Source organism: Pseudomonas sp. LBUM1643 (assembly GCF_059716215.1).
In genome coordinates, this window is the sequence record NZ_CP166813.1 from 4,002,715 (window position 1) to 4,021,966 (window position 19,252).

General features: G+C 58.6%; 19 protein-coding genes. 1 reads left to right on the forward strand and 18 read right to left on the reverse strand.

Features of this window, described 5'->3' with window-relative positions:
- Nucleotides 1–53: 53 nt before the first annotated feature.
- The 17 genes from ACA063_RS17935 to ACA063_RS18015 form a co-directional block, all read right to left on the reverse strand.
- Complete coding sequence (locus ACA063_RS17935) at nt 54–818, reverse strand: ABC transporter ATP-binding protein (protein WP_497662749.1); 765 nt, start codon at nt 816–818, stop codon at nt 54–56.
- Nucleotides 815–2,581, reverse strand: a complete 1,767-nt coding sequence (locus ACA063_RS17940) for a branched-chain amino acid ABC transporter ATP-binding protein/permease (protein WP_497662750.1) — start codon at nt 2,579–2,581, stop codon at nt 815–817. The genes ACA063_RS17935 and ACA063_RS17940 overlap by 4 nt, the downstream gene beginning before the upstream one ends.
- Nucleotides 2,581–3,618, reverse strand: coding sequence for a branched-chain amino acid ABC transporter permease (locus ACA063_RS17945; protein ID WP_497662751.1), 1,038 nt, complete (start codon nt 3,616–3,618; stop codon nt 2,581–2,583). Before ACA063_RS17945 ends, ACA063_RS17940 begins: the two co-directional genes overlap by 1 nt.
- A 248-nt stretch (nt 3,619–3,866) precedes the next feature.
- The gene (locus ACA063_RS17950) at nt 3,867–5,150 is read right to left on the reverse strand and encodes an OprD family porin (RefSeq protein WP_497633837.1); all 1,284 of its coding nucleotides are present in this window, start codon (nt 5,148–5,150) and stop codon (nt 3,867–3,869) included.
- 142 nt (nt 5,151–5,292) lie between these two features.
- On the reverse strand, nt 5,293–6,297 hold the full coding sequence (locus ACA063_RS17955; RefSeq protein WP_497662752.1) for a CDP-6-deoxy-delta-3,4-glucoseen reductase: 1,005 nt from the start codon (nt 6,295–6,297) through the stop codon (nt 5,293–5,295).
- Between the two features lie 31 nt (nt 6,298–6,328).
- Complete coding sequence (gene dmpG, locus ACA063_RS17960; protein WP_497662753.1) at nt 6,329–7,357, reverse strand: 4-hydroxy-2-oxovalerate aldolase; 1,029 nt, start codon at nt 7,355–7,357, stop codon at nt 6,329–6,331.
- A gap of 10 nt (nt 7,358–7,367) precedes the next feature.
- A complete protein-coding gene (locus tag ACA063_RS17965; protein ID WP_497662754.1) occupies nt 7,368–8,309 on the reverse strand; it encodes an acetaldehyde dehydrogenase (acetylating) in 942 nt (313 codons plus the stop codon).
- Nucleotides 8,306–10,165 carry a feruloyl-CoA synthase gene (locus ACA063_RS17970; protein ID WP_497662755.1) on the reverse strand — a complete coding sequence of 620 codons (1,860 nt, stop codon included), beginning with the start codon at nt 10,163–10,165 and terminating at the stop codon, nt 8,306–8,308. The genes ACA063_RS17965 and ACA063_RS17970 overlap by 4 nt, the downstream gene beginning before the upstream one ends.
- A gap of 124 nt (nt 10,166–10,289) precedes the next feature.
- Complete coding sequence (locus ACA063_RS17975) at nt 10,290–11,072, reverse strand: 2-keto-4-pentenoate hydratase (RefSeq protein WP_497662756.1); 783 nt, start codon at nt 11,070–11,072, stop codon at nt 10,290–10,292.
- 32 nt (nt 11,073–11,104) lie between these two features.
- The gene (locus ACA063_RS17980) at nt 11,105–12,082 is read right to left on the reverse strand and encodes an NAD(P)H-dependent flavin oxidoreductase (RefSeq protein WP_497662757.1); all 978 of its coding nucleotides are present in this window, start codon (nt 12,080–12,082) and stop codon (nt 11,105–11,107) included.
- 42 nt (nt 12,083–12,124) lie between these two features.
- Nucleotides 12,125–12,937 (reverse strand): 3-(cis-5,6-dihydroxycyclohexa-1,3-dien-1-yl)propanoate dehydrogenase, encoded by an 813-nt coding sequence (hcaB, locus tag ACA063_RS17985; RefSeq protein ID WP_497646057.1) that lies wholly within the window; start codon nt 12,935–12,937, stop codon nt 12,125–12,127.
- 10 nt (nt 12,938–12,947) lie between these two features.
- A complete protein-coding gene (locus ACA063_RS17990; protein ID WP_497336621.1) occupies nt 12,948–13,478 on the reverse strand; it encodes a 3-phenylpropionate/cinnamic acid dioxygenase subunit beta in 531 nt (176 codons plus the stop codon).
- A gap of 10 nt (nt 13,479–13,488) precedes the next feature.
- Nucleotides 13,489–14,760, reverse strand: a complete 1,272-nt coding sequence (locus ACA063_RS17995; protein ID WP_497336619.1) for an aromatic ring-hydroxylating oxygenase subunit alpha — start codon at nt 14,758–14,760, stop codon at nt 13,489–13,491.
- Nucleotides 14,761–14,891: 131 nt separating this feature from the next.
- The gene (locus ACA063_RS18000; RefSeq protein WP_497336617.1) at nt 14,892–15,233 is read right to left on the reverse strand and encodes a non-heme iron oxygenase ferredoxin subunit; all 342 of its coding nucleotides are present in this window, start codon (nt 15,231–15,233) and stop codon (nt 14,892–14,894) included.
- Nucleotides 15,230–16,084 carry a DODA-type extradiol aromatic ring-opening family dioxygenase gene (locus tag ACA063_RS18005; RefSeq protein WP_497336615.1) on the reverse strand — a complete coding sequence of 285 codons (855 nt, stop codon included), beginning with the start codon at nt 16,082–16,084 and terminating at the stop codon, nt 15,230–15,232. Before ACA063_RS18005 ends, ACA063_RS18000 begins: the two co-directional genes overlap by 4 nt.
- Nucleotides 16,085–16,088: 4 nt before the next feature.
- Entirely contained in the window at nt 16,089–16,385 is a 297-nt protein-coding gene (locus tag ACA063_RS18010) for an extradiol ring-cleavage dioxygenase (protein WP_128607770.1), read from the reverse strand.
- Nucleotides 16,386–16,391: 6 nt separating this feature from the next.
- On the reverse strand, nt 16,392–17,207 hold the full coding sequence (locus ACA063_RS18015) for an alpha/beta fold hydrolase (RefSeq protein ID WP_497441006.1): 816 nt from the start codon (nt 17,205–17,207) through the stop codon (nt 16,392–16,394).
- A 329-nt stretch (nt 17,208–17,536) separates the two neighbouring features.
- Here ACA063_RS18015 and ACA063_RS18020 point away from each other — a divergent pair, with 329 nt between their 5' ends.
- Entirely contained in the window at nt 17,537–18,112 is a 576-nt protein-coding gene (locus ACA063_RS18020; RefSeq protein ID WP_223503034.1) for a TetR/AcrR family transcriptional regulator, read from the forward strand.
- 264 nt (nt 18,113–18,376) lie between these two features.
- On the opposite strand, the gene ACA063_RS18025 is transcribed toward ACA063_RS18020, so the two are convergent.
- A complete protein-coding gene (locus ACA063_RS18025) occupies nt 18,377–19,153 on the reverse strand; it encodes a DNA-binding transcriptional regulator (RefSeq protein WP_223503036.1) in 777 nt (258 codons plus the stop codon).
- Nucleotides 19,154–19,252 lie beyond the last annotated feature (99 nt).

Sequence of the window (19,252 nt, forward strand, 5' to 3'; positions counted from 1 at the left end):
TTTTGTTGTTGTTCTATTTGCGGGGGACTTTGATCCGCAGGTTTTTGCTTTTATCAAGCATCGACCGCCTCGGTTTTTGGGGGGCCGAATGCAGTGGGTTTACGGCCCAGGTAGGTCTCGATGACTTTGGGATTCTGCGCCAGGTCTTCAGCTCGACCTTCCAGAACCAGTTCCCCCAGTTCCATGACATACCCGTAGTCCGAAATCTTGAGCGCGGCTCTTGCGTTTTGCTCCACCAAGAGGATCGAAACGCCGCTGCGTCGCAGGTTCTGGATAATCGAGAACGTCTCGTTGATCACCCTCGGAGCTAGACCCAGGCTGGGCTCGTCAAGCATCAGCAATCGGGGTTTGCCCATCAACGCGCGCCCAATGGCAAGCATCTGCCGCTCGCCGCCCGAGAGGGTGCAGGCTGCCTGCTGGCGACGTTCATGCAGTCGTGGAAATAACCCGAACACCTCATCGAGGCCTTGGGCGTGATCCCGCAGCCCGCGACAGTGGCGGCTGAACGCGCCCAGTCGCAGGTTGTCCTCCACGCTCATCGGGCCGAACAGTTCGCGGCTTTCCGGCACCAGCGCCATGCCCATGCCAACGCGTTGCGCAACGCCCTTGTGGGCCAACAGCGGGTGGCCCAAGTAGCGCACTTCGCCGGTAGCGGGCAGCAAACCCATCAGGGCTGCCATCAAGGTGGTTTTACCCGCTCCATTGGGGCCGATCAGGCTGACGATCTGACCTTCCTCGACATGCAGGTCGAGTTTGCGCACGGCTTCGACCTTGCCATGACTGACCGACAAATTACGTACTTGCAGTAGATGGCTCATTCCACTCCTCCGAGATAAGCGGCCAGCACCGCCGGGTTGTCCTGTATTTCATCGGGGGTCCCGGCAGCAAGGCGCTGGCCGAACTCCATCACCACGACGTGGTCAGCCAGGCGCATGACGAAGTCCATGTCGTGCTCCACCAACAGCACGCCCAGGCCTTCGCCGCGCAATTGTTCGAGCAGACCGGCCAACGCTTGTTTTTCGCCATAGCGCAGACCCGCCGCGGGCTCGTCGAGGAGCAACAGCAAGGGATCGCTGCACAGGGCCCGAGCGATCTCGACAATGCGCTGCTGTCCCAGAGCGAGGCTGCCGGCAGGGGTGTGGATGAATTGACCCAGTCCGACGCGTTCGATTTGTCGCGCGGCTTCGGCCAGAATCCGTTTTTCTTCCTCGCGCTCTGCGTGCAGCAGTGAACGCAGGAGTCCTGCATTTGCCCGGCTATGGGCGCCTAGAGCGACATTCTCCAGAACACTCATTTGCGGCAGCAGGCGCACGTGCTGGAAGGTGCGGCTCACGCCCAATCTGGCGATTTTGCGTGGCGGGAGGCCATCGATGCGCTGGCCCAGAAACAGGATCTGGCCGGCAGTGGGAGGTAATACCCCCGACAACAGGTTGAACAATGTGGACTTGCCCGCGCCGTTCGGGCCGATCAGCGCTGTGATTTCGCCTGATTTGACCGCTAGGCTCATATCATTATTTGCGACAAGCCCGCCGAAACGCTTCACCAGGCCTTCGGCTATCAGCAGCGGGGAGCCATTCGTGGGTGGCTGGCGCCGAGGCAATCTAGTTGCATCGGCGAGGGGCAGGATGGAAGCGCGAAGTGTCGGCAGGCGATTGCGCAAAAGTGGCATCAGACCTTCCCGGGCATACTGCAGTACAAGAATCACCAGCAGACCGAAGAAAATCATTTCGAAGTTGTCGGCGTGCCCGAACAACAGCGGCAACACGTCTTGCAGCACCTGCTTGATCAAAGTCACCAGCGCTGCGCCAACCAGCGCGCCCCATAGGCTCGCAGTGCCGCCCAGGACGATCATGAACAGGTATTCGATACCCATGTTTACCGAAAAAGGTGTCGGGTTGACCACGCGTTGCATGTGCGCATAGAGCCAGCCGGAGAGCGAAGCGAGCAAGGCTGCCAGCACGAACGCGATCAATTTGCTGCGTGCCGTGTCCACACCCATGGCCTCGGCCATGCCGCCAGCTTCTTTAAGACTGCGGATTGCGCGACCCTGCCGACTGTGCAAGAGATTGTCGAGCAGCCAGAGGCTGGCGATCAGCAAGGCTGCGATCAGTAGGCTGAAATCTGCTGCGCTGTCGATCCGCCAGCCAAACAAAGCGATTGTCGGCAGATCTTGGATGCCGCCAAAACCTCCCAGCCCCGGCAAATTGCCAAACAGGTAATAGATCGCCAACCCCCAGGCCAGGGTGCCGATGGGCAAGTAGTGACCCGCCAGGCGCAGGGTCAACAGGCCGAGTATCAAGGCGACGACCAAGGTCATACTCAAGCCGGCCAGAAGCCCTAGCCAGGGTGATAAATCCAGCGTGGTACTGAGCACTGCGGTGGCATAAGCCCCGATGCCGACGAATGCTGCCTGGCCGAACGACGTCAGGCCACAGACCCCCGTCAGCAACACCAGGCCCAATGCAACCAGGCTGTACAAACCGATGTAGTTAAACAGGCTAACGTAAAAGGACGGCAATACCTGAGGGGCAATACAGGCCGCCAAGAACAGAAGCAACAGTGGTATGAGACGACGGGCCATTAGTGTTGCTCCTCGATGTTGGGGTGTTTCAGCGAAAGCCAGAGCAACACGGGTATGACCAGCGTAAACACGATGACCTCCTTGTAAGCCGATGCCCCGAAGGTTGCGAAACTCTCCAGCAGGCCTACCAGGAAGGCACCTGCGGCGGCCAATGGATAGCTGATCAGACCGCCAATGATTGCGGCAACGAAGCCCTTGAGGCTGATGAGAAAACCGGAGTCGTAATACAAGGTTGTCAGTGGGCCGATGAGGATGCCGCAAATGGCCCCGATGAAGGCTGCCAGCGCAAAAGCGCTCTTGCCGGCGAGTTGAGTGGGGATGCCCACCAGTTGCGCGCCTGTGCGGTTGAATGCAGTGGCTCGCAGGGCTTTGCCATACAAACTGCGGCCAAAGAAAACGTAAAGCAGGCCGATCAACAGCAACGCACAACCCACCACCAGCAGACTTTGCAGGCTGATCGACAGTTCACCGAACATCAGACCGGCATCACTGTAAGCCTCGGTTCGCACGCCTTCAGCACCGAACATCCACAGGGCCACACCGATCAGCACGATGTGCACAGCGACTGAAATGATCAGCAGCAGTAACACCGAACTTTGGGCGACGCGCTGATAAACCAGGCGATATAGCAGCGGTCCCAACGGTGTCACGATTGCCAGTGCAAAGATGATTTTTATCAAGCCAGGAAGGCTTTGCAGGTCAAAAGTCTTAAGCATGACAAGCAATGCAAATGGCAGTGTCAGGTAGCTGAGCGCGATTCGTGGCAATTGCCATGGTTGCCGGTGTTTCAATGCGATTGCACTGTCGAGCAGGCACGCCGCGATTGAGCAACCGATCAGCAACCACAACGTGCCAGGCAAAAGGCCGGACTGGAGCGTGGCTAGTGTCAGGGCGCTGAAGGTCACGAACTCGCCCTGGAACACCAGGATCGTCCGAGTAACCGAAAACACCAGAACCAGTGCCAGAGCCACCAATGCATAAATGGCGCCTGTGGTCAGCCCGTCCTGGGTAAGAAATGCCAGTATTGAAAAGTCCATGAGTGATCCTCAGTGGAATGCGAGCAGGACGGATGTGGCTTCGGAGTGCGGAGCGCTGTAGGTGCAATAACCGGAAGGACGGCTAGGGAGAGGCGCCGCGACCATTCGATTTCGATGTGTCGGAACGTCGTATACACGCTGCTGCATGATCAGTAATCCAATGTTGTTGTTCTTGTTGTTCTTGTTGTTGTGGTGGTGGGGAGCGGCCAGGCGCTTGATGGCGCCCGTTCGGCCAGTCGCTGCCTGGACTACCAGAGCGCCAAGGTGTAGTCGATGTTCACCCGTGTCTCGTTGTCATCGCGGAAGGAAGCCGCCGGGGCGAAATCGTTGCGATACCAGGCATGACGCAGACGTACGCTGACCCCTTTGAAAGTGCCCGACTGCACGACATAGGACAGCTCGACATCTTTTTCGCTTTCACTGAGGCCATCGCCACCCAAAGCCGTCGGCAGTTGGATATTGCTGCCTTCCAGGTAGCGCACCATGCCTTTGAGGCCCGGCACTGCGACGCCCGCAAAGTCGTAGTCGTAGCGCACTTGCCAACTGCGCTCCTTGGGGTTGAGGAACTCGGAACTGAGCGACCCTTCGGACACTACCAGGGGTTCGGTCCCGGTCAGATAAGGCATGGCGGTAGCGCCGTTAAGCTGCATATAACCGGCCCCCAGGCTGTGGGCGCCCACCGAATAAGTGAACATCATCCCCAGATTGCGGTTGTCGACATGCCCAGCCTTGGCCGCGCCGTCTTCCCCTGTGATGAAATAGCGCACATCCGTCTTCAGCTTCCCGGGACCGATAGGCTGTATCTGCTCGAAGCCGAAGTAGTCCTTGCGATACATTTCGTCCAGCACAGCGTGGTAGTACTTCAGGGTCAGGCTATCGGACCATTTGTAATCACCGCCCAGAAAGACGAACCGGTCCGATTCTGCGGTGGGGTTGAAACGGCCGTTGGGCGATGCGACGGTCATTTTTTGGTAACTGGTGGAATCGCGCAGGTTGATGCGGTCCAACCAGCCGACACTCAACGTCAGGTTGTCCAGATCCTGCGAACGCAAATAGGCACCACGAAAGGTCTGCGGCAACAAGCGTGTGGGGCTGGCGAAGGCGATCGGCAGGAACGTACTGATGGTCCCGGCTTGCAGTTCCGTCTTCGATATTTTCATTTTTCCGGTCAGTCCGAGCTCCGAATAATCGTCGCGTGGCTCTCGGCTGGGCACGTCGTACGGTAGCAAACCTGTGCCCGTACGATCCGGCGATGAATCGAGCTTGACACCCAACAGCCCCATGGCATCGATACCGAAACCCACAGGCCCCGGGGTGAAGCCCGAACTGTATTTGAGAATAAAGCCCTGGGCCCACTCGCGGGCTGCCGATTGCGCGGACGTGCCTTTGTAGTCGCGATCGAAGTAGTAATTGCGCATCGTCAGACTGGCTTTACTGTCTTCGACAAAACCGGCTGCCCTTACTTGCCCAGCAAGAACGGAGAGAACAAAACAAACAGCGATACTCGAGGGAACGCGAACTTGAGCTTTCATGGTTTTCTCTATTTTTATTAGTATTGAACGGGTCCTTACTGCTGGCGTGTCCCTGCCCCCGAACCTGTTGAGCGACCACGCAGGCGTGCCCAATAAAGTTCGGGTGTAGCTCGTTCTAATCCGTTAGTTAACGTTGTTGCGGTTATACGAATGCATCAGCGTAGAAATTGGTTTCCAGCAACTCTCGCTGCCCGATAAAGTCTCGACGGGCGGAATCCACAACGATCGGTGCCCCACAGGCATACACTTCAAAGCGCTTCAACGAAGCAAAGTCGGACAGGACCTGCTGGTGTACAAATCCACAAGCGCCTTGCCACTGACAGGCATCGTTCGGTTCCGAGAGCACCGGGATGTAATTCAACCAGGGTAATTCGGCCTGCCACTCGAGCAACTGCTCGTGATGGTAGAGATCCTTGCGCTGCCGTCCTCCCCAATAGAGATAAACCGGACGTGTGTTATTTCCCCGTTCACGCAGTTGCTCAAGCAACGCCTTGATCGGCGCAAAACCGGTACCACTGGCGAGAAAGATCATCGGTTGATCGTTCTCACGCAGATAGAAAGAACCGTAAGGACCTTCCAGACGAAGCAGTTCGCGCGGCTTCAACGCATTGAATACATGCCCGCTAAAACTGCCCCCTGGCATATGACGGATATGCCACTCAAGTTGATTGTCCACTGTCGAATGTGTAGCCATTGAATAACTGCGACGACTGCCGTCCTTGAGCAATACTTGCGCATATTGGCCGGGGTAATAGTTGAACGTGACCGTAGGCGGCAACATCAGTCGAACGACGATGACATCGTCGGCGACCTTTTCGATGCTGGCCACGCGGGCGGCCGTCTGCTGAATCGAAATACCGCGAAGTTCGGTCACTTCCGGGGCATCAATGACCAGGTCCGAGGTCGCTTTGGCACAGCAGAACAAAGCGAGTCCGGCAGCACGTTCCTCTTCGCTCAGAACCTCCAGCGGACTGTTGGCATGATCGACACTGCCGCTCACCACCCTGCCCTTGCAACTGCCACACGTCCCTTCACGGCAACTGTGCTTTAGCATCAGCCCGTCCGCCAACGCACCATCCAGGATGGTCTTGCCCGCATCCAGATCGAATTGTTGCCCAGCTGGTTGAATATCTACGTGATAGGTCATGGCATTTGCTCATTCACTGTGTGATGAAAAATTAACGGCGCCGGGCCGTCTGCAGATCGAGCGCGACATCGACGATCATGTCTTCCTGGCCGCCGACCATCCGGCGTTTGCCCAGTTCGACGAGGATGTCGAGGGTTTTGAGGCCGTACTTCGCGGCGGCGATTTCGGCGTGGCGCAGGAAGCTTGAGTAAACCCCGGCATAACCCAGCGCCAGGGTTTCGCGATCCACCCGTACCGGACGGTCTTGCAACGGACGAACGATGTCGTCGGCGGCGTCCATCAGCGTGTAAAGGTCGGTACCGTGGTTCCAGCCCAGGCGTTCAGCGGCGGCAATGAACACTTCCAGCGGCGCGTTGCCGGCACCGGCGCCCATACCGGCGAGGCTGGCGTCGATGCGGTCGCAACCTTCCTCGACCGCGGTGATCGAGTTCGCCACGCCCAGGCTCAAGTTGTGGTGGGCGTGCATGCCGGTCTCGGTTTCCGGTTTGAGCACGGCTTTGAACGCACGGAAGCGGTCGCGGATGTCCTGCATGTTCATCGCACCACCGGAGTCGGCCATGTACACGCAGGTGGCGCCGTAGCTTTCCATCAGCTTGGCTTGGGCGGCCAACTGCTCGGCCGGGATCATGTGGCTCATCATCAGGAAACCGACGGTGTCCATGCCCAGCTCACGGGCGTACTCGATGTGCTGTTTCGACACATCCGCTTCGGTGCAGTGAGTGGCGATGCGCACCACCCGGGCTCCGGCGTTGTACGCGGCTTTCAGGTCGTGCACCGTGCCGATGCCCGGCAACAACAGGGTGGTGATCTTGGCGTGGCTGATGACGTCGGCGGCCGCTTCGATCCACTCCAGGTCGGTGTGCGCGGCGAAGCCATAGTTAAAGCTCGACCCTTGCAGACCGTCACCATGGGCGACCTCGATCGAGTCGACCTTGGCCTTGTCCAGGGCGCGGGCGATGTCCTGCACGTTCTGCAGCGAATATTGGTGACGCACCGCGTGGCTGCCGTCGCGCAGGGTCACGTCGGAGATATAGAGTTTTTTGCCGGGGTTAAAAGTCATGTCGGTTTCCTCAGGCGTTCAGCATCGACTGCGCCATGCGCTCGGCGGTGGCCAAGGCTGCGGAGGTCATGATGTCGAGATTACCGGCGTAGGCCGGCAGGTAATGGGCGGCGCCTTCGACTTCGAGGAACACCGAAGTTTTCAGCCCGGAGAACGTGCCCAGGCCCGGAATGTGCAGCGGAGTGTCTTCAGGGATAACGTCGAACTGCACGTGTTGTTTCAGGCGATAACCTGGCACATAGGCCTGTACGGCAACGGCCATCTCGAGAATGGACGCCTCGACCTCAGCCTGATCGGCTGCCTCGGACAACACAAACACCGTGTCGCGCATCATCAGCGGGGGCTCGGCCGGGTTCATCACGATGATCGCCTTGCCCTTGGCCGCGCCGCCGATCACTTCGATGGCCTTGGAGGTGGTTTCGGTGAATTCGTCAATGTTGGCGCGAGTGCCGGGGCCGGCCGATTTGCTGGCAATCGAGGCGACGATTTCGGCGTAGTGCACCTTCGCAACACGTGACACGGCGGCGACCATCGGGATCGTTGCTTGCCCGCCACAAGTGACCATGTTGACGTTGAGCTGAGCGAGGTTCTGCTCCAGGTTGACCACCGGCACGCAGTACGGGCCAATGGCCGCGGGCGTCAGGTCAATCAGGCGGATGCCGGGTTTGATCGAGCGCAAAAACGCGTCGTTCTTCACATGGGCGCCAGCCGAAGTGGCATCGAACACGAAGTCGATGTCCTTGAACGCGTCCAGGCGAGTCAGGCCTTCAACGCCTTCGTGGGTGGTGGCCACGCCCATGCGCTGGGCACGGGCCAGGCCATCGGAGGCCGGGTCGATGCCGACCATGACGGCCATTTCCAGGTGTTTGGCGTTGCGCAGGATCTTGATCATCAGGTCGGTGCCGATGTTGCCGGAACCGATGATGGCGACTTTCATTTTTCTGGAACTCATTTTCTTTCTCCATAAGCTTCGTCGAGAAGGATCACGGCCGGGTCCAACGTTTCGGCATACAGACGCTTGACCGCATCAGAACGCAGGCCAAGTGCAGCGCGTTGGTTGATGTAACCTTTGTCAGTAATCTCCCCATCATCGAGGCTCGGCGGTGAGTCGAGGATGACCATGCGCACGGCATGCTGCGAGGACGCAGGAAACTGCTGGGCCAGTGTTTGCAAGCCCACACTCAGGGCCCTGCGAACGGCAGGTTCCAGAGCCAGTTGCTCAGCGGTCATGCGCTTGCCGGGGGCTCCGGACAAGGCGCGCAACGCCGGCGTCGGATAGATCAATGCGCCAATAAGGTCTTGATCGTGACCGCAAATCACACAGTCAGAAGCGTAAGGTGCCAAGGCACTCACCAGCCGTGGGCGCAACGTGCCGACGGAAACCCACGTGCCCGTGGTCAACTTGAAGTCTTCGGTGACCCGCCCGTCAAACACGATGCCCTTCTCCGGGCGCTCGGGATCGAGCAGTCGACCGGCATCGCCAATCTGATAGAAGCCCTGTTCATCGAACGCCTCAAGGCTGCCTTGCGGGTCATTGAGATACTGCTGAAACACTGAGGGTCCGCGCACACGCATTTCCAGCTTGTCGCCGCTGGGCACAAACTTGATCTCTACGCCCGGTACTGGCAGGCCGATGTTGCCTGGCTTGTCCAAACGGTAATGAACATTGGTGAGCACTGGAGAGGTCTCGGTCGCGCCCCATTCGCTGGTAAAGAAAAGGGGCTTGTCCCGCACCTTTTCCGCACAGGCCATCAACCGGTCCCACGTATTCTGTGGCAAAGCCGCAGCGGCATAGAACAGCATGTCCAGGCGACCGAAAAGTGCGTGCGCCAACTCCTCGTCGCGCTCCAGGTAAGGCAGTAGCGCTTCATAGCCACGAGGGACGTTGAAAAACACCGTTGGCTGGACGGATTTGATATTTTCCACCGTCCGCTCGATGCGCCCGGTCACCGGCAAACCATCATCGATATAGAGCGTGCCGCCATTGCGCAGCACCATATTGAAGTTATGGTTCGCGGCGAAGGTATGACTCCACGGCAGCCAATCCACCACGACCATTTCACTGCCTTCGATGAAGCGCCAGCATTGGGCGATCGATTGCTGGTTGGCGCACAGCATGCGATGGGTATTGATCACCACCTTAGGCGTACCAGTGGAGCCGGAGGTCAGCATATAGCGAGCGGGGACATCGCCATCGAGACGCTGAAAAGTCTCCATGACCTGCGCACTTTCGCCCCGGTAAAGCATGGGCAGCGGTAGCGCGCCAGGAACGGCCTGGGCGTTGCGCGCAACCACGACGGGACAGTCCGGTTGGATCAATTCGATGGTGCGGCGATAGGTGTCGCCATCATTGATGAAGATCAACGCGGGTTGCAGCTGCGCCACGATAGACTTGAGCTTGCTGCAACCGCTCTGTGTATTGCGCGAATAAGCGACCGAAACGGTGGCCACCGCAATCCCGACATGCATGGCTGCCAGCGTAATCAAAGCCTGGTCGATGTCGTTCTCCGACAACACCAGCACCGGTCGACCGGGCACCGTATCGAGCTCCAGCAAACCCTGGGCCAGCGCGCCGACGCGTTGGCGAACCTCGCTGTAGTTCAAGGTGAACCAGACGCCATTGCGACGCTCGGCCAAATAAGGGCGCAGTGGAGCCTCGCGCGCCCATTGCTCCAGCCACTCGCCGATACAACGGGCATAGGGTTGCAGTTGTTCAGCGGATCGCAGTATGAAACTACCCGCCTCACCTGGCTCGACAGTCACGTGAGCAGGTGCCAACTTGGCAGGATCGTCGAAAAAGTCGTACACGGCACGCCCTCACGAGATCAACAGACAGGTCTGCTGTCTCATCATCATTATTTTTGTTGTTTCGGTGCCGGTTTATCAACCCGGCACCCTTTCGCATGACGCCAAACGATCAGCGACCTTCACTTCATACGAATCGGCAGCTCACTTCACCCAGCCGGGTCAGTTTCAAGCGCAGGCTGTCACCGGTGGTCACGGGCACCATGGGGCCCAAGGCTCCGGATAACAGCACGTCGCCTGCACGCAGTGGCCGGCCAAATTCGGCCATGGTCCGCGCCAGCCACAGGCAGGCGTCCAGCGGGTTGCCGAGGCAAGCTGCGCCCACACCGGTCGACGCCTGAGCACCATTTTGTTCCAGCAGCATGCCTTCCAGCGCAAGGTCCAGATTGGCCAGGCGCACGGGACTCTTGCCCAGGACGTAGAGGCCCGAGGAAGCATTGTCGGCCACCGTATCGACCAAGGTGATTTTCCAGTTCTCAATCGCCGAATCGACAATTTCCAGCGCCGGCACCAGGTACTCCACCGCGCTCATCAGCTCGCCCAGGGTGGTGTCCGGATTGGGCAAGTCACGCCCCAACACAAAAGCGATCTCACCCTCGGCCTTGGGCTGAATCAGGCGGGAGCTGTCGATGGCCTCGCCATCGCCGTATTCCATATCGGCAAACAACATGCCGAAGTCTGGCTGATCGACGCCCAACTGTTCTTGCACGGCCAGTGAGGTCAAGCCGATTTTACGCCCGCTGAGGCGACGCCCGGCGGCCAGCGCAGCCTGGGTATTGAGTTCCTGTACGGCATAAGCATCAGCCAGCGTGGAAATCTGGAAGCGCTCGGAGATGCGCCCGCAGGGGGTTCGTGTCATGCGCGCTTGCGCCAAAGCCGAGGCGGCAGCCTGAATGGAATCGTGGTTCATGGAGTAGCTCCTCAACAATTGGTAGTCACCGCTCAATGCGAACGTTGCTGACTGGTCAGGTAACCCTGATGCAACTCATCGACCAGCTCGGCGACGCTGTAGCTGCGCTTGATCTGCCCTACACCCTGCCCCGCTGACCACACGTGTTTCCACGCTTTGTTGGCGGAGGCAATGTCACCGGAAAAATCGATACGCGTGTTGTTCTCGGCGTCTGGGTCAATACCGGCCTTTTCCAGGGAAGGTTTCATCCAGGTCGCGAGTACGCCACTGACCGCTTTGGTGGTAGCCACGTCATCTATAGAGCAGTCGACCAGCATGTCCCGGTAGGCGTTTTCGACCAGGCTCTCGTGGGCCGCGACCAAACGAGTACCCACTAGGGCAAAATCGCAGCCCAGAACTTGCGCCGCATGGATGTCGCGCCCATTCGAAACAGCGCCGGCCAAGCCGAGCGGCCCGTCCCAGAACTCGCGGACTTCAGCGACGAAGGCAAAAGGGTTGTAGCTGCCGGTATGGCCGCCGGCACCGTTACAGACCAACACCAGACCATCGACCCCCGCATCGACCGCCTTGCGTGCCAGGGCCGGAGTGATGACGTCAGCGATCACTACGCCGCCATAACCGTGGACCGTGTCCAGCACGCGCTTGGGGCTACCCAGGGCCGTGGAAACGATCTGCGGCTGATAGTGTTTGACCAGCTCCAACTCGGCGTCAAACCGATCATAGGTGCTGTGCACGATCATGTTCAGCATCCAGGGTGCCCAGATCTGGCCATGTGTTTTCGCGGCCTCACGCTCGACAACGATCTGAGTCAGCCACTGGTCCAGTTGCTCGACGGTGCGCGCATTGGGCGCCGGCAGGCTGCCGACGATGCCTGCCTGACAGCAGGCATTGACCAGCTGTGGCCCGGAAACCAGAAACATCGGCGCGGCCAGCACCGGCAAAGGTAAGCCAGCAAACAGATCCAGCAACTTCTGTTGGGGTGCACTCAAGGAACGGCTATTGACGCTCATCGGTCTTTTCTCTTGTTATGGATTACACGGACAGGCCTGGCATCAGACCTTTCTGTGACTGGCCGCGCCCGGGCTGCGGACTTCCCAGCCACCATCGCTGTGGATGATGTTGGCGGTGGTCAACCCTGAGTTTTCACGGGAGGCCAACAGCACATAATGGCCCGTGTGATCTTCCGGTTCCGCGATGCGCTGAAGCGGCACCGCCTGCGCAGCGCCTTGCTCGAAACCCGGGATCTGGTTGAGCGGGACACTGCGCGTATTGAGCCCATCCAGACTCTTCATAGGCGTATTGGTCGCCCCTGGCGCTACACCATTGACGCGGATGTCCGGTGCCAATTCGTAGGCCAGCTGACGGATCATGCCGACCAGCGCATGTTTGGCAGTGACATAGAGAATGCCCCCACCGCCGGCATAAAAAGCACTATTGGACAGGGTGAAAATCATGCTGCCGCGACTGGCGCGCAAGGCATCAGTACTGCATCGTGCGCCCAGCATGTAGCCTTGAACATTGATGGCGAACAAGCGCTGAAATGCACTTTCAAAATCTTCAGGGGCTATACGGTCCAGGCGAGTGAAGTAATCAAACACCGCCGCATTGCCGACAAACGTGTCGAGCTTGCCGAACGCATTCAGTGTGGCCGCCACCGCGCGTTGATTGTCTTCATATTTCGAGACATCGCCCTGCACCGTGATGATGGCGTCGCCCAGTTCGCTGCGCAGTGCGCTCAGCTGTTCGTCGTCACGCGCCATGACGCACACCCGTGCGCCTTCGTTCACATAACGTCGAACGATGGCGCTACCGATGCCGCCAGTGCCGCCAGTGACCAATGCTGCTTGTCCTTCGAGCCAACCCATGTGCGTATCCTCAGAGGAAAGTGTTGATGTTCTTGCACAACAACATCGCGTTTGGAATCAGGATCTTGCGCTTCAGCAACTTCAGTCCGTCGGCTTCGCGGCGCAACACATCCTCACGGCGCCCGACCAATTGATGGGACTCGTCCAGCCCACGGCTGCGGATGTTCATGAAGCAAGAGAACGCAATGAACTCGCCCTCCTGTTCACCGGCAAATACCTCGATATTGCTGATCAGGTGAACGTTGCGCGTCGGTGGATTTTCAGCCCAGGCCGACGGCTGCTTGAACCGTGCGACCCGACGCTGAAGATCGCGCATGCCGTCGTCGAAGAAGGCCATGTGTTCCAGTCTGTAGGGGCCAGACTTGTCTTCGCGTCGGCGGTTCTCGATACCGGGCATCCAATAGTGGATGGTCTCGCTGAGCGACTGCAGCCACTCATCCCAGGACTCGTTGTCGAGCAGGCGAGCCTCACGCAACAAAAAGGCCTCGACGGCGCGTTTGTCTTCGAATGCAACGGGTTGTTCCATTGGCAAAGCATTCATTTCGGTCCCCTCAACGCATCTTGCCGTTACGATCTGGTACGTCCGCCCAGGTGGGCGATTGCAACAGGTCTTTCCAGCGCTGATAGAACGCGCGCGAGTTGCATTCGTTGAGTTGCCCCTTGAAGACATTGCCAGGCAGTTCGCTGTTTTCGATGCGCGTATCCATGCCAAGGCCGACGTACAAATCCTGATAGCGCGTGACCATCCCGCGGCTGGTCTTGGTGCAGTACTCCCAGTTCTCGCCGTCGTCCATTTCGAATACGCCGGTCGGAGAGAAGGTCATCATCGCGCCACGGCGCCATTTGTCCTTGATGTCCTGTGGTGCATTTTTGTTGACGATGACCCAGGTAAACAGCTCTATCTTGTGGGGCCCTCGCGGTTGCCAGATGCGAACCGTGTTCTGCCCCGGCAAGAAAGAGAAGTTGGGGAACACGGTGAACGATGAAATCGAACCGATCAGCTTGGAGCGGAACTCGCCCAGACGCTCCGCCACTTTCGGGCGCAATACGTGCAGGTATTTGTTGATGTCTTTTTCGCCCAGGGTTGCAGCGTTGCCCACCACATCGGTGGCGAACTCGTAGCCGTGGCCATTCCAGTTCACTGAATACGATTCGGGAAGGTCGCCGACATTGGCCACCGGCCCGCCGAGCATGGCCTTGGCCGCGGAGTCGTGTGTCCAGCCACCGTGGAGAATGTCGCCGACGAAGTTTTCAGCCGCGACCTTCCAGTTGCATTCGATGGTTGAACGGATGCAACCACCGAGAAACTCACTGCCGCCCTCGTCCATGTCGAGCATGACATCCAGGTACCAGGTCATTGGCCCCAGGTACTCTTCAAGTGTCGGTGCATCGTCGGCAAAGGTGGCAAATACCAGGCCCTTGTAGGTCGCAACACGTGCTTCGCGCAGTCCATGTTTTGACTTGTCGAAATTGCTTTCCTCATAGCACTTGGATTCGTGCATACCCAGCAACCGGCCGCCATCGGCACCGAATGACCAGCCGTGGTAGTTGCAGATAAAACCACGCGCATTACCCGCCTCGGCGAAACAGATCTTGTTGCCACGGTGTGGGCAGGCATTGAGGAATACCTTGAGCGATGCGTCCTTCTGGCGTACCACCAGGACCTCGTCCTCGCCCATGCTGGTGGCGAGATAGTCACCCGACTTCGGCAACTGCGATTCATGGGCGACGAACAGCCAGCAACGCGCGAAAATCTTCTCGAGTTCTTGTTCGTAGATGGCCTGATCCCAGAACACCTTGCCGGACAAGCGGCCTTCCTCCATGTCGCATACCCGGTCAAGGTTGGGCAGGCTGGGTGTAGGCTCAATGGTTCTGAGTGGTATATGTTTGCAGTTATCCATTGTTCTGGACTCACAAGGAATACGGGTGGAAAGACAGGCCTTCGTGCCGGGCGTCAGGCGTCAGCCAGTGCGGCATCGCTGGCATGTTCGAGGTCGGCGAAAACCTCTTTGTCGGTAACGATGATCCGGTACGTGCGAAGGTGCTTTTCACAGGGGAAGGTCACTGCTTCGCCCGTCCGGATATCAAACTGCCCCCAATGCACCGGGCAGGTGATCAGGTGGTCTTCCAGATCGCCTTCTGCCAGGGAAGCCGTGGCGTGTGTGCACATGTCAGAGGTGGCATAGAACGTGCCGCCCAGGTTGTACACACAGATATCTTCTGCAGCGCCATGGCTGACTTTTTTCAACTCACCTGGCGACAGTTCATCGCGCTGGCACAGCAATACTCGGCTCATGACTTTTCCTCACCAGCAAACAGTTGCAAGAAACCCAACCCGGTGACCCAGGCAGGCACGGCTTCATAGGCGATGACTTCACCGGCCGGATTGGCGACGGCAGCCATGGCGCAGGCGAAATTGCGGATTTCCATGGCGCCATTGCCGGCGCGGCGCAAAATCTCTTCATCCGAATAGGCGCATAGCGCTTGCAGATCGCCGTTGACGCCGTGAGCAAGAATCTCTCGGTCGAAGTCCTCGGCCACCCGGCCCATTTCCGCCGTCCCTACCCAGTGGCTGATGCCGCCGCTACCGATAATGACGACGCGCTCGTCAGCATCGAACGACTCCACCGCCGCACGGATCTGGCGACCCAGGTCGGCAGCTCGCTTGAGCGAAATGTATGGGTCCACGCCACAGGCCAGGTACACAGGAATAGTCGGCAACTCTCGACCGAGAATCTGCTCAGCCGGCTTGACCGTCAGCTGATGTGGAATCGAGAACGAGTGATCCACGGTGAAGCTGCGCGCCACTGTCCAGTCGATGCCCTGCCCTTCGCCATGCGAGACGATATGACCGGCCAGTTGTTCCTGGTTGCGCACCACACCTCGTTCCAGCCCCGGCAACCGATCCAGTGGACCATCGACATCACCGGTACCGATGACATAGCGCGGCAGGCACTGGGTGCCGAACAGGATGTAATGATCGCAGCCGACGATGATCACCGAGGTCGGCGCCAACTGCGCCAGGCGCTGGGCACATTGCTCGTATGCATCCCAGACCGCATCACCTTGGGCCTGCGGCGGCGCGTTGGGGGCGACGAACATGACCGGGTCATGCGGCATCCAGAAACCACCTACTATCTTGCCCATCGGATCACCCCTTGAGTGCGGCGGAGAAAGCCGCGCGTTGTTCGTCGGTTGCACCCAGGCGCTGCTTGTACAGCGACATGCTTCGCTGAGGTGCCAACTCCTGCCAGAAGCCCATGGTCAACATCGGATTGACCCCGACCGCTTGCAGAGCGGCGACATCGAAACCCACGACCATTTCAACTTCTTCTTCACTCAATGCGAAACGCCCGAGAAAGCCTTTGGGGTCTTCGCGAAAACGCTCTTTGGAGGCGCGATCAACTGAGAGTTGCCACAGCGCTCGCTCCAGTAGATTTCGGCTCATGTCGGATCACTCGCTCAGGAAGTCGCGAACCAGCGCCACGAAGCGACGCGGTTGCTCGCTTTGCACCCAGTGGCCGCAACGGCCGAACAGATGCAAATCGGCATTCGGTACGCTATTGGCGATCAGCATTCCGCAGGAGGGCGGCACCACGCGATCTTCACGGCCATGCACGACCAGGGTCGGCGCGATGATCTTGGCCAATGCCGCGGCAGGGAAACCCTTGACCAGCGTTTCGCCCTCGGCGGCTGGCTTGGGAATGAGCTTGCGCAAGGCTTCCTGGGAACCGGCGCGGGCACTGGCTTCGTAACGCGCCTTGACCAGCTCGGGTGTGATCAAGGCCTCGTCGTATGGGAACAGCGCCATCAGCCGCTGCATGTTTTCCAGGGATGGTTCGTACTCCCATGCACCGCGTAGCCCCGGCGTCTGCACGAATTCACCGGCAGGCGTTCCCAACAGGACCAGCTTGTCGACCCGCTCCGGGGCGAACACCGCCAGGCCAATGGCGACCGCGCCGCCAAAGGAATTGCCGACGAAAGAGGCCTTGGCAATATCCAGCGCATCCATGATGCCGACCAGGTGGTTGACCCACAATTTGATGTCGTACTTGGCCTCTTCCTGGAACTCGGTGAAACCGAAACCGGCAATGTCCGGCACGATGACCCGCCATTTGTCAGAGAAGGCCGACATGCTCCGGGACCAGTTGGTCCAGCCCGAAACGCCAGGACCGGAGCCATGGAGCAGAAACAGAGCATCGCCCTGACCTGCTTCGTGATAGTTGGTCTTGTGTCCTGCTGCCAGCAGGGTTTTTCCAATACCGTCCATAAGGCCTCCGGTTGTTTTTATTTATGAAGATACAGATGTGTATCTGTATGCTAGAGAGGAAACCCAGGCACGTCAACACGCAAAATACAGACATGTATGTCTGTATTGGGCGCAGAATCAGGTGCTAGAGCGGGAAAATGATTTTTCTTGTAGGATACATAGCTGTATCTTTATGATGAACGGTCAGCCGTATACAAAAAGAACTGTTCAATACACCTGTGAATTGCGGCTGCCTGGAAAGCCGCCAGGCGTTAGAATGTTTTTCCTTGCCCGAGGCGCCCTACCCGCCCCCGGCACTCATCCAGTTGGTTGGACAAGGCCCTAGCACAATGTCAACACGCACCAGTCTCACTCGAGAAGATTGGATTCATGCCGCACAGCATGTCCTGGTTACCAGCGGCGTAGACGCCGTTCGGGTCGACACTTTGGCCAAGGAGTTGAAGATCACCCGTGGCAGCTTTTACTACCACTTCAAAAGCCGTGGTGAATTACTCGAAGGCATTCTGGGCAACTGGCGGTCCCGTGCGACCGAGGATGTCATCCTTCAACTGCGTACCGCGCACACTTCACCGCTCCAGCAATTGCAACGCTTGCTAGAGCTGCCCTCCCACGGCCAGACCGCTCGCGAAGCCGCCGCCATTGAATTGGGGATACGCGCCTGGGCACGCCGGGACGATAAAGCCCGGCAAGCCATCGACGAAGTCGACCGCTATCGCCTGAACTATATCGAGGGCCTTCTGATACAAGCTGACGTGACGCAGAGCGAAGCCTGCGATCGCGCTTATCTGATCTATGCCTATCAAATCAGCTTGTCATTGCTGCACAGCGAAGACACTGCGCAAGACCGCAAGGATCGCAGCGCTCGCATGGCACGCATTCTGATTCCTGAATTACTACCTGCGTGACATGGACAGCGGTGGCCCCACACACATTCAGGCACTAATAGGCGCTCCCCCCTGAAACCCAGGGAAGAATGAACCCTGCAAATACCTCTCGTGCGCCGTACAGAACAGACGTTGCGGCCGGACTACCAAGTCAGCACCGGCGAACATGTGATGAGGAATTATCGACAGGCAGGCAAGGCCCCGGATAGGCGCTGGTGGCGAACGGGCTTTTCAGCAAAACCGCAAAACAGAACCCTGTGAGTTGACTGTCAGACGCAGGCGACATCAACCCAATTGAACCTGGATCTGTTTCACTACGCCCTGCATCGCGGGCAGATAACGGCGCGCAGCTTCCTCAATGGGCATCGCCTTGGCGATGTAGACCAGATTCAGGCAGCCCATCACCCGCTCCTCGTGCATGACCGGGATCGCAATGGCGGCGATCTTGCGCTCCTTGCCCCAGTGTGAATTGTTTTCGCCATACCCCTTCGCCAAGGTGTGTTCCACCAGTCGCTCGACAAAACGACGGTCGGCGGCCAGCGGTGATTGTTCATCTTCGCGGCCGATCATCAATTCGATCAGCTCTTCCCGCTCGGCGGGTGGGCAGAACGCAAAGTATGCACGTCCGGTCGCGGTCATCAGCAACGGCAGGCGCCGGCCAACCATGGATCGGTGAAACGACAGGCGGCTGAAGCGATGGGTGGTCTCGCGAATGACCATGGCATCGCCGTCCAGCGTGCACAGGTCGGTCGGCCAGATGACTTCCTGCAACAACTCGCCGAGCAAGGGGGCGGCGATGGAGGAAATCCATTGTTCATCGCGAAAACCTTCACTGAGTTCGCGAACTTTCAGCGTCAATCGATAGCTGTCATCCGACTCGCTACGCCGTACATAACCTTCAGCCTGCAAGGTCTCCAACAGCCTGCGCACGGTGGTGCGGTGCAGCCCGCTCTGCTCCGCCAGTTGCGCGGTGCTGGCGCCGCCGTCGAAGCGGTTCAAGCCGTTGATCAGTGCAAGACCTCGCATCAGGCCACGCACGGCTTTGTATTCGGTCTCGCTCATGTTTTGGTCCTTTATTGTTGTAAATCAATCATGTGCACTCAGTGCACACTAACAAGGGTTGTCGTTGTCGACCAGCCTTGTGATTTCCATACTGCGCCC

What these genes read in the sequence shown, in the direction of transcription:
- ACA063_RS17945 (WP_497662751.1), bottom strand. Translation starts at nt 3,618, where the DNA reads ATGGACTTTTCAATACTGGCATTTCTTACCCAGGACGGGCTGACCACA.
- ACA063_RS17955 (WP_497662752.1), bottom strand. Translation starts at nt 6,297, where the DNA reads ATGACCTATCACGTAGATATTCAACCAGCTGGGCAACAATTCGATCTG.
- ACA063_RS18020 (WP_223503034.1), top strand. Translation starts at nt 17,537, where the DNA reads ATGTCAACACGCACCAGTCTCACTCGAGAAGATTGGATTCATGCCGCA.
- ACA063_RS17940 (WP_497662750.1), bottom strand. Translation starts at nt 2,581, where the DNA reads ATGGCCCGTCGTCTCATACCACTGTTGCTTCTGTTCTTGGCGGCCTGT.
- ACA063_RS17980 (WP_497662757.1), bottom strand. Translation starts at nt 12,082, where the DNA reads ATGAGCGTCAATAGCCGTTCCTTGAGTGCACCCCAACAGAAGTTGCTG.
- ACA063_RS18010 (WP_128607770.1), bottom strand. Translation starts at nt 16,385, where the DNA reads ATGAGCCGAAATCTACTGGAGCGAGCGCTGTGGCAACTCTCAGTTGAT.
- ACA063_RS17935 (WP_497662749.1), bottom strand. Translation starts at nt 818, where the DNA reads ATGAGCCATCTACTGCAAGTACGTAATTTGTCGGTCAGTCATGGCAAG.
- ACA063_RS17950 (WP_497633837.1), bottom strand. Translation starts at nt 5,150, where the DNA reads ATGAAAGCTCAAGTTCGCGTTCCCTCGAGTATCGCTGTTTGTTTTGTT.
- ACA063_RS17990 (WP_497336621.1), bottom strand. Translation starts at nt 13,478, where the DNA reads ATGAATGCTTTGCCAATGGAACAACCCGTTGCATTCGAAGACAAACGC.
- dmpG (WP_497662753.1), bottom strand. Translation starts at nt 7,357, where the DNA reads ATGACTTTTAACCCCGGCAAAAAACTCTATATCTCCGACGTGACCCTG.
- ACA063_RS18025 (WP_223503036.1), bottom strand. Translation starts at nt 19,153, where the DNA reads ATGAGCGAGACCGAATACAAAGCCGTGCGTGGCCTGATGCGAGGTCTT.
- ACA063_RS17965 (WP_497662754.1), bottom strand. Translation starts at nt 8,309, where the DNA reads ATGAGTTCCAGAAAAATGAAAGTCGCCATCATCGGTTCCGGCAACATC.
- ACA063_RS18005 (WP_497336615.1), bottom strand. Translation starts at nt 16,084, where the DNA reads ATGGGCAAGATAGTAGGTGGTTTCTGGATGCCGCATGACCCGGTCATG.
- ACA063_RS17995 (WP_497336619.1), bottom strand. Translation starts at nt 14,760, where the DNA reads ATGGAGGAAGGCCGCTTGTCCGGCAAGGTGTTCTGGGATCAGGCCATC.
- hcaB (WP_497646057.1), bottom strand. Translation starts at nt 12,937, where the DNA reads ATGGGTTGGCTCGAAGGACAAGCAGCATTGGTCACTGGCGGCACTGGC.
- ACA063_RS18000 (WP_497336617.1), bottom strand. Translation starts at nt 15,233, where the DNA reads ATGAGCCGAGTATTGCTGTGCCAGCGCGATGAACTGTCGCCAGGTGAG.
- ACA063_RS18015 (WP_497441006.1), bottom strand. Translation starts at nt 17,207, where the DNA reads ATGGACGGTATTGGAAAAACCCTGCTGGCAGCAGGACACAAGACCAAC.
- ACA063_RS17975 (WP_497662756.1), bottom strand. Translation starts at nt 11,072, where the DNA reads ATGAACCACGATTCCATTCAGGCTGCCGCCTCGGCTTTGGCGCAAGCG.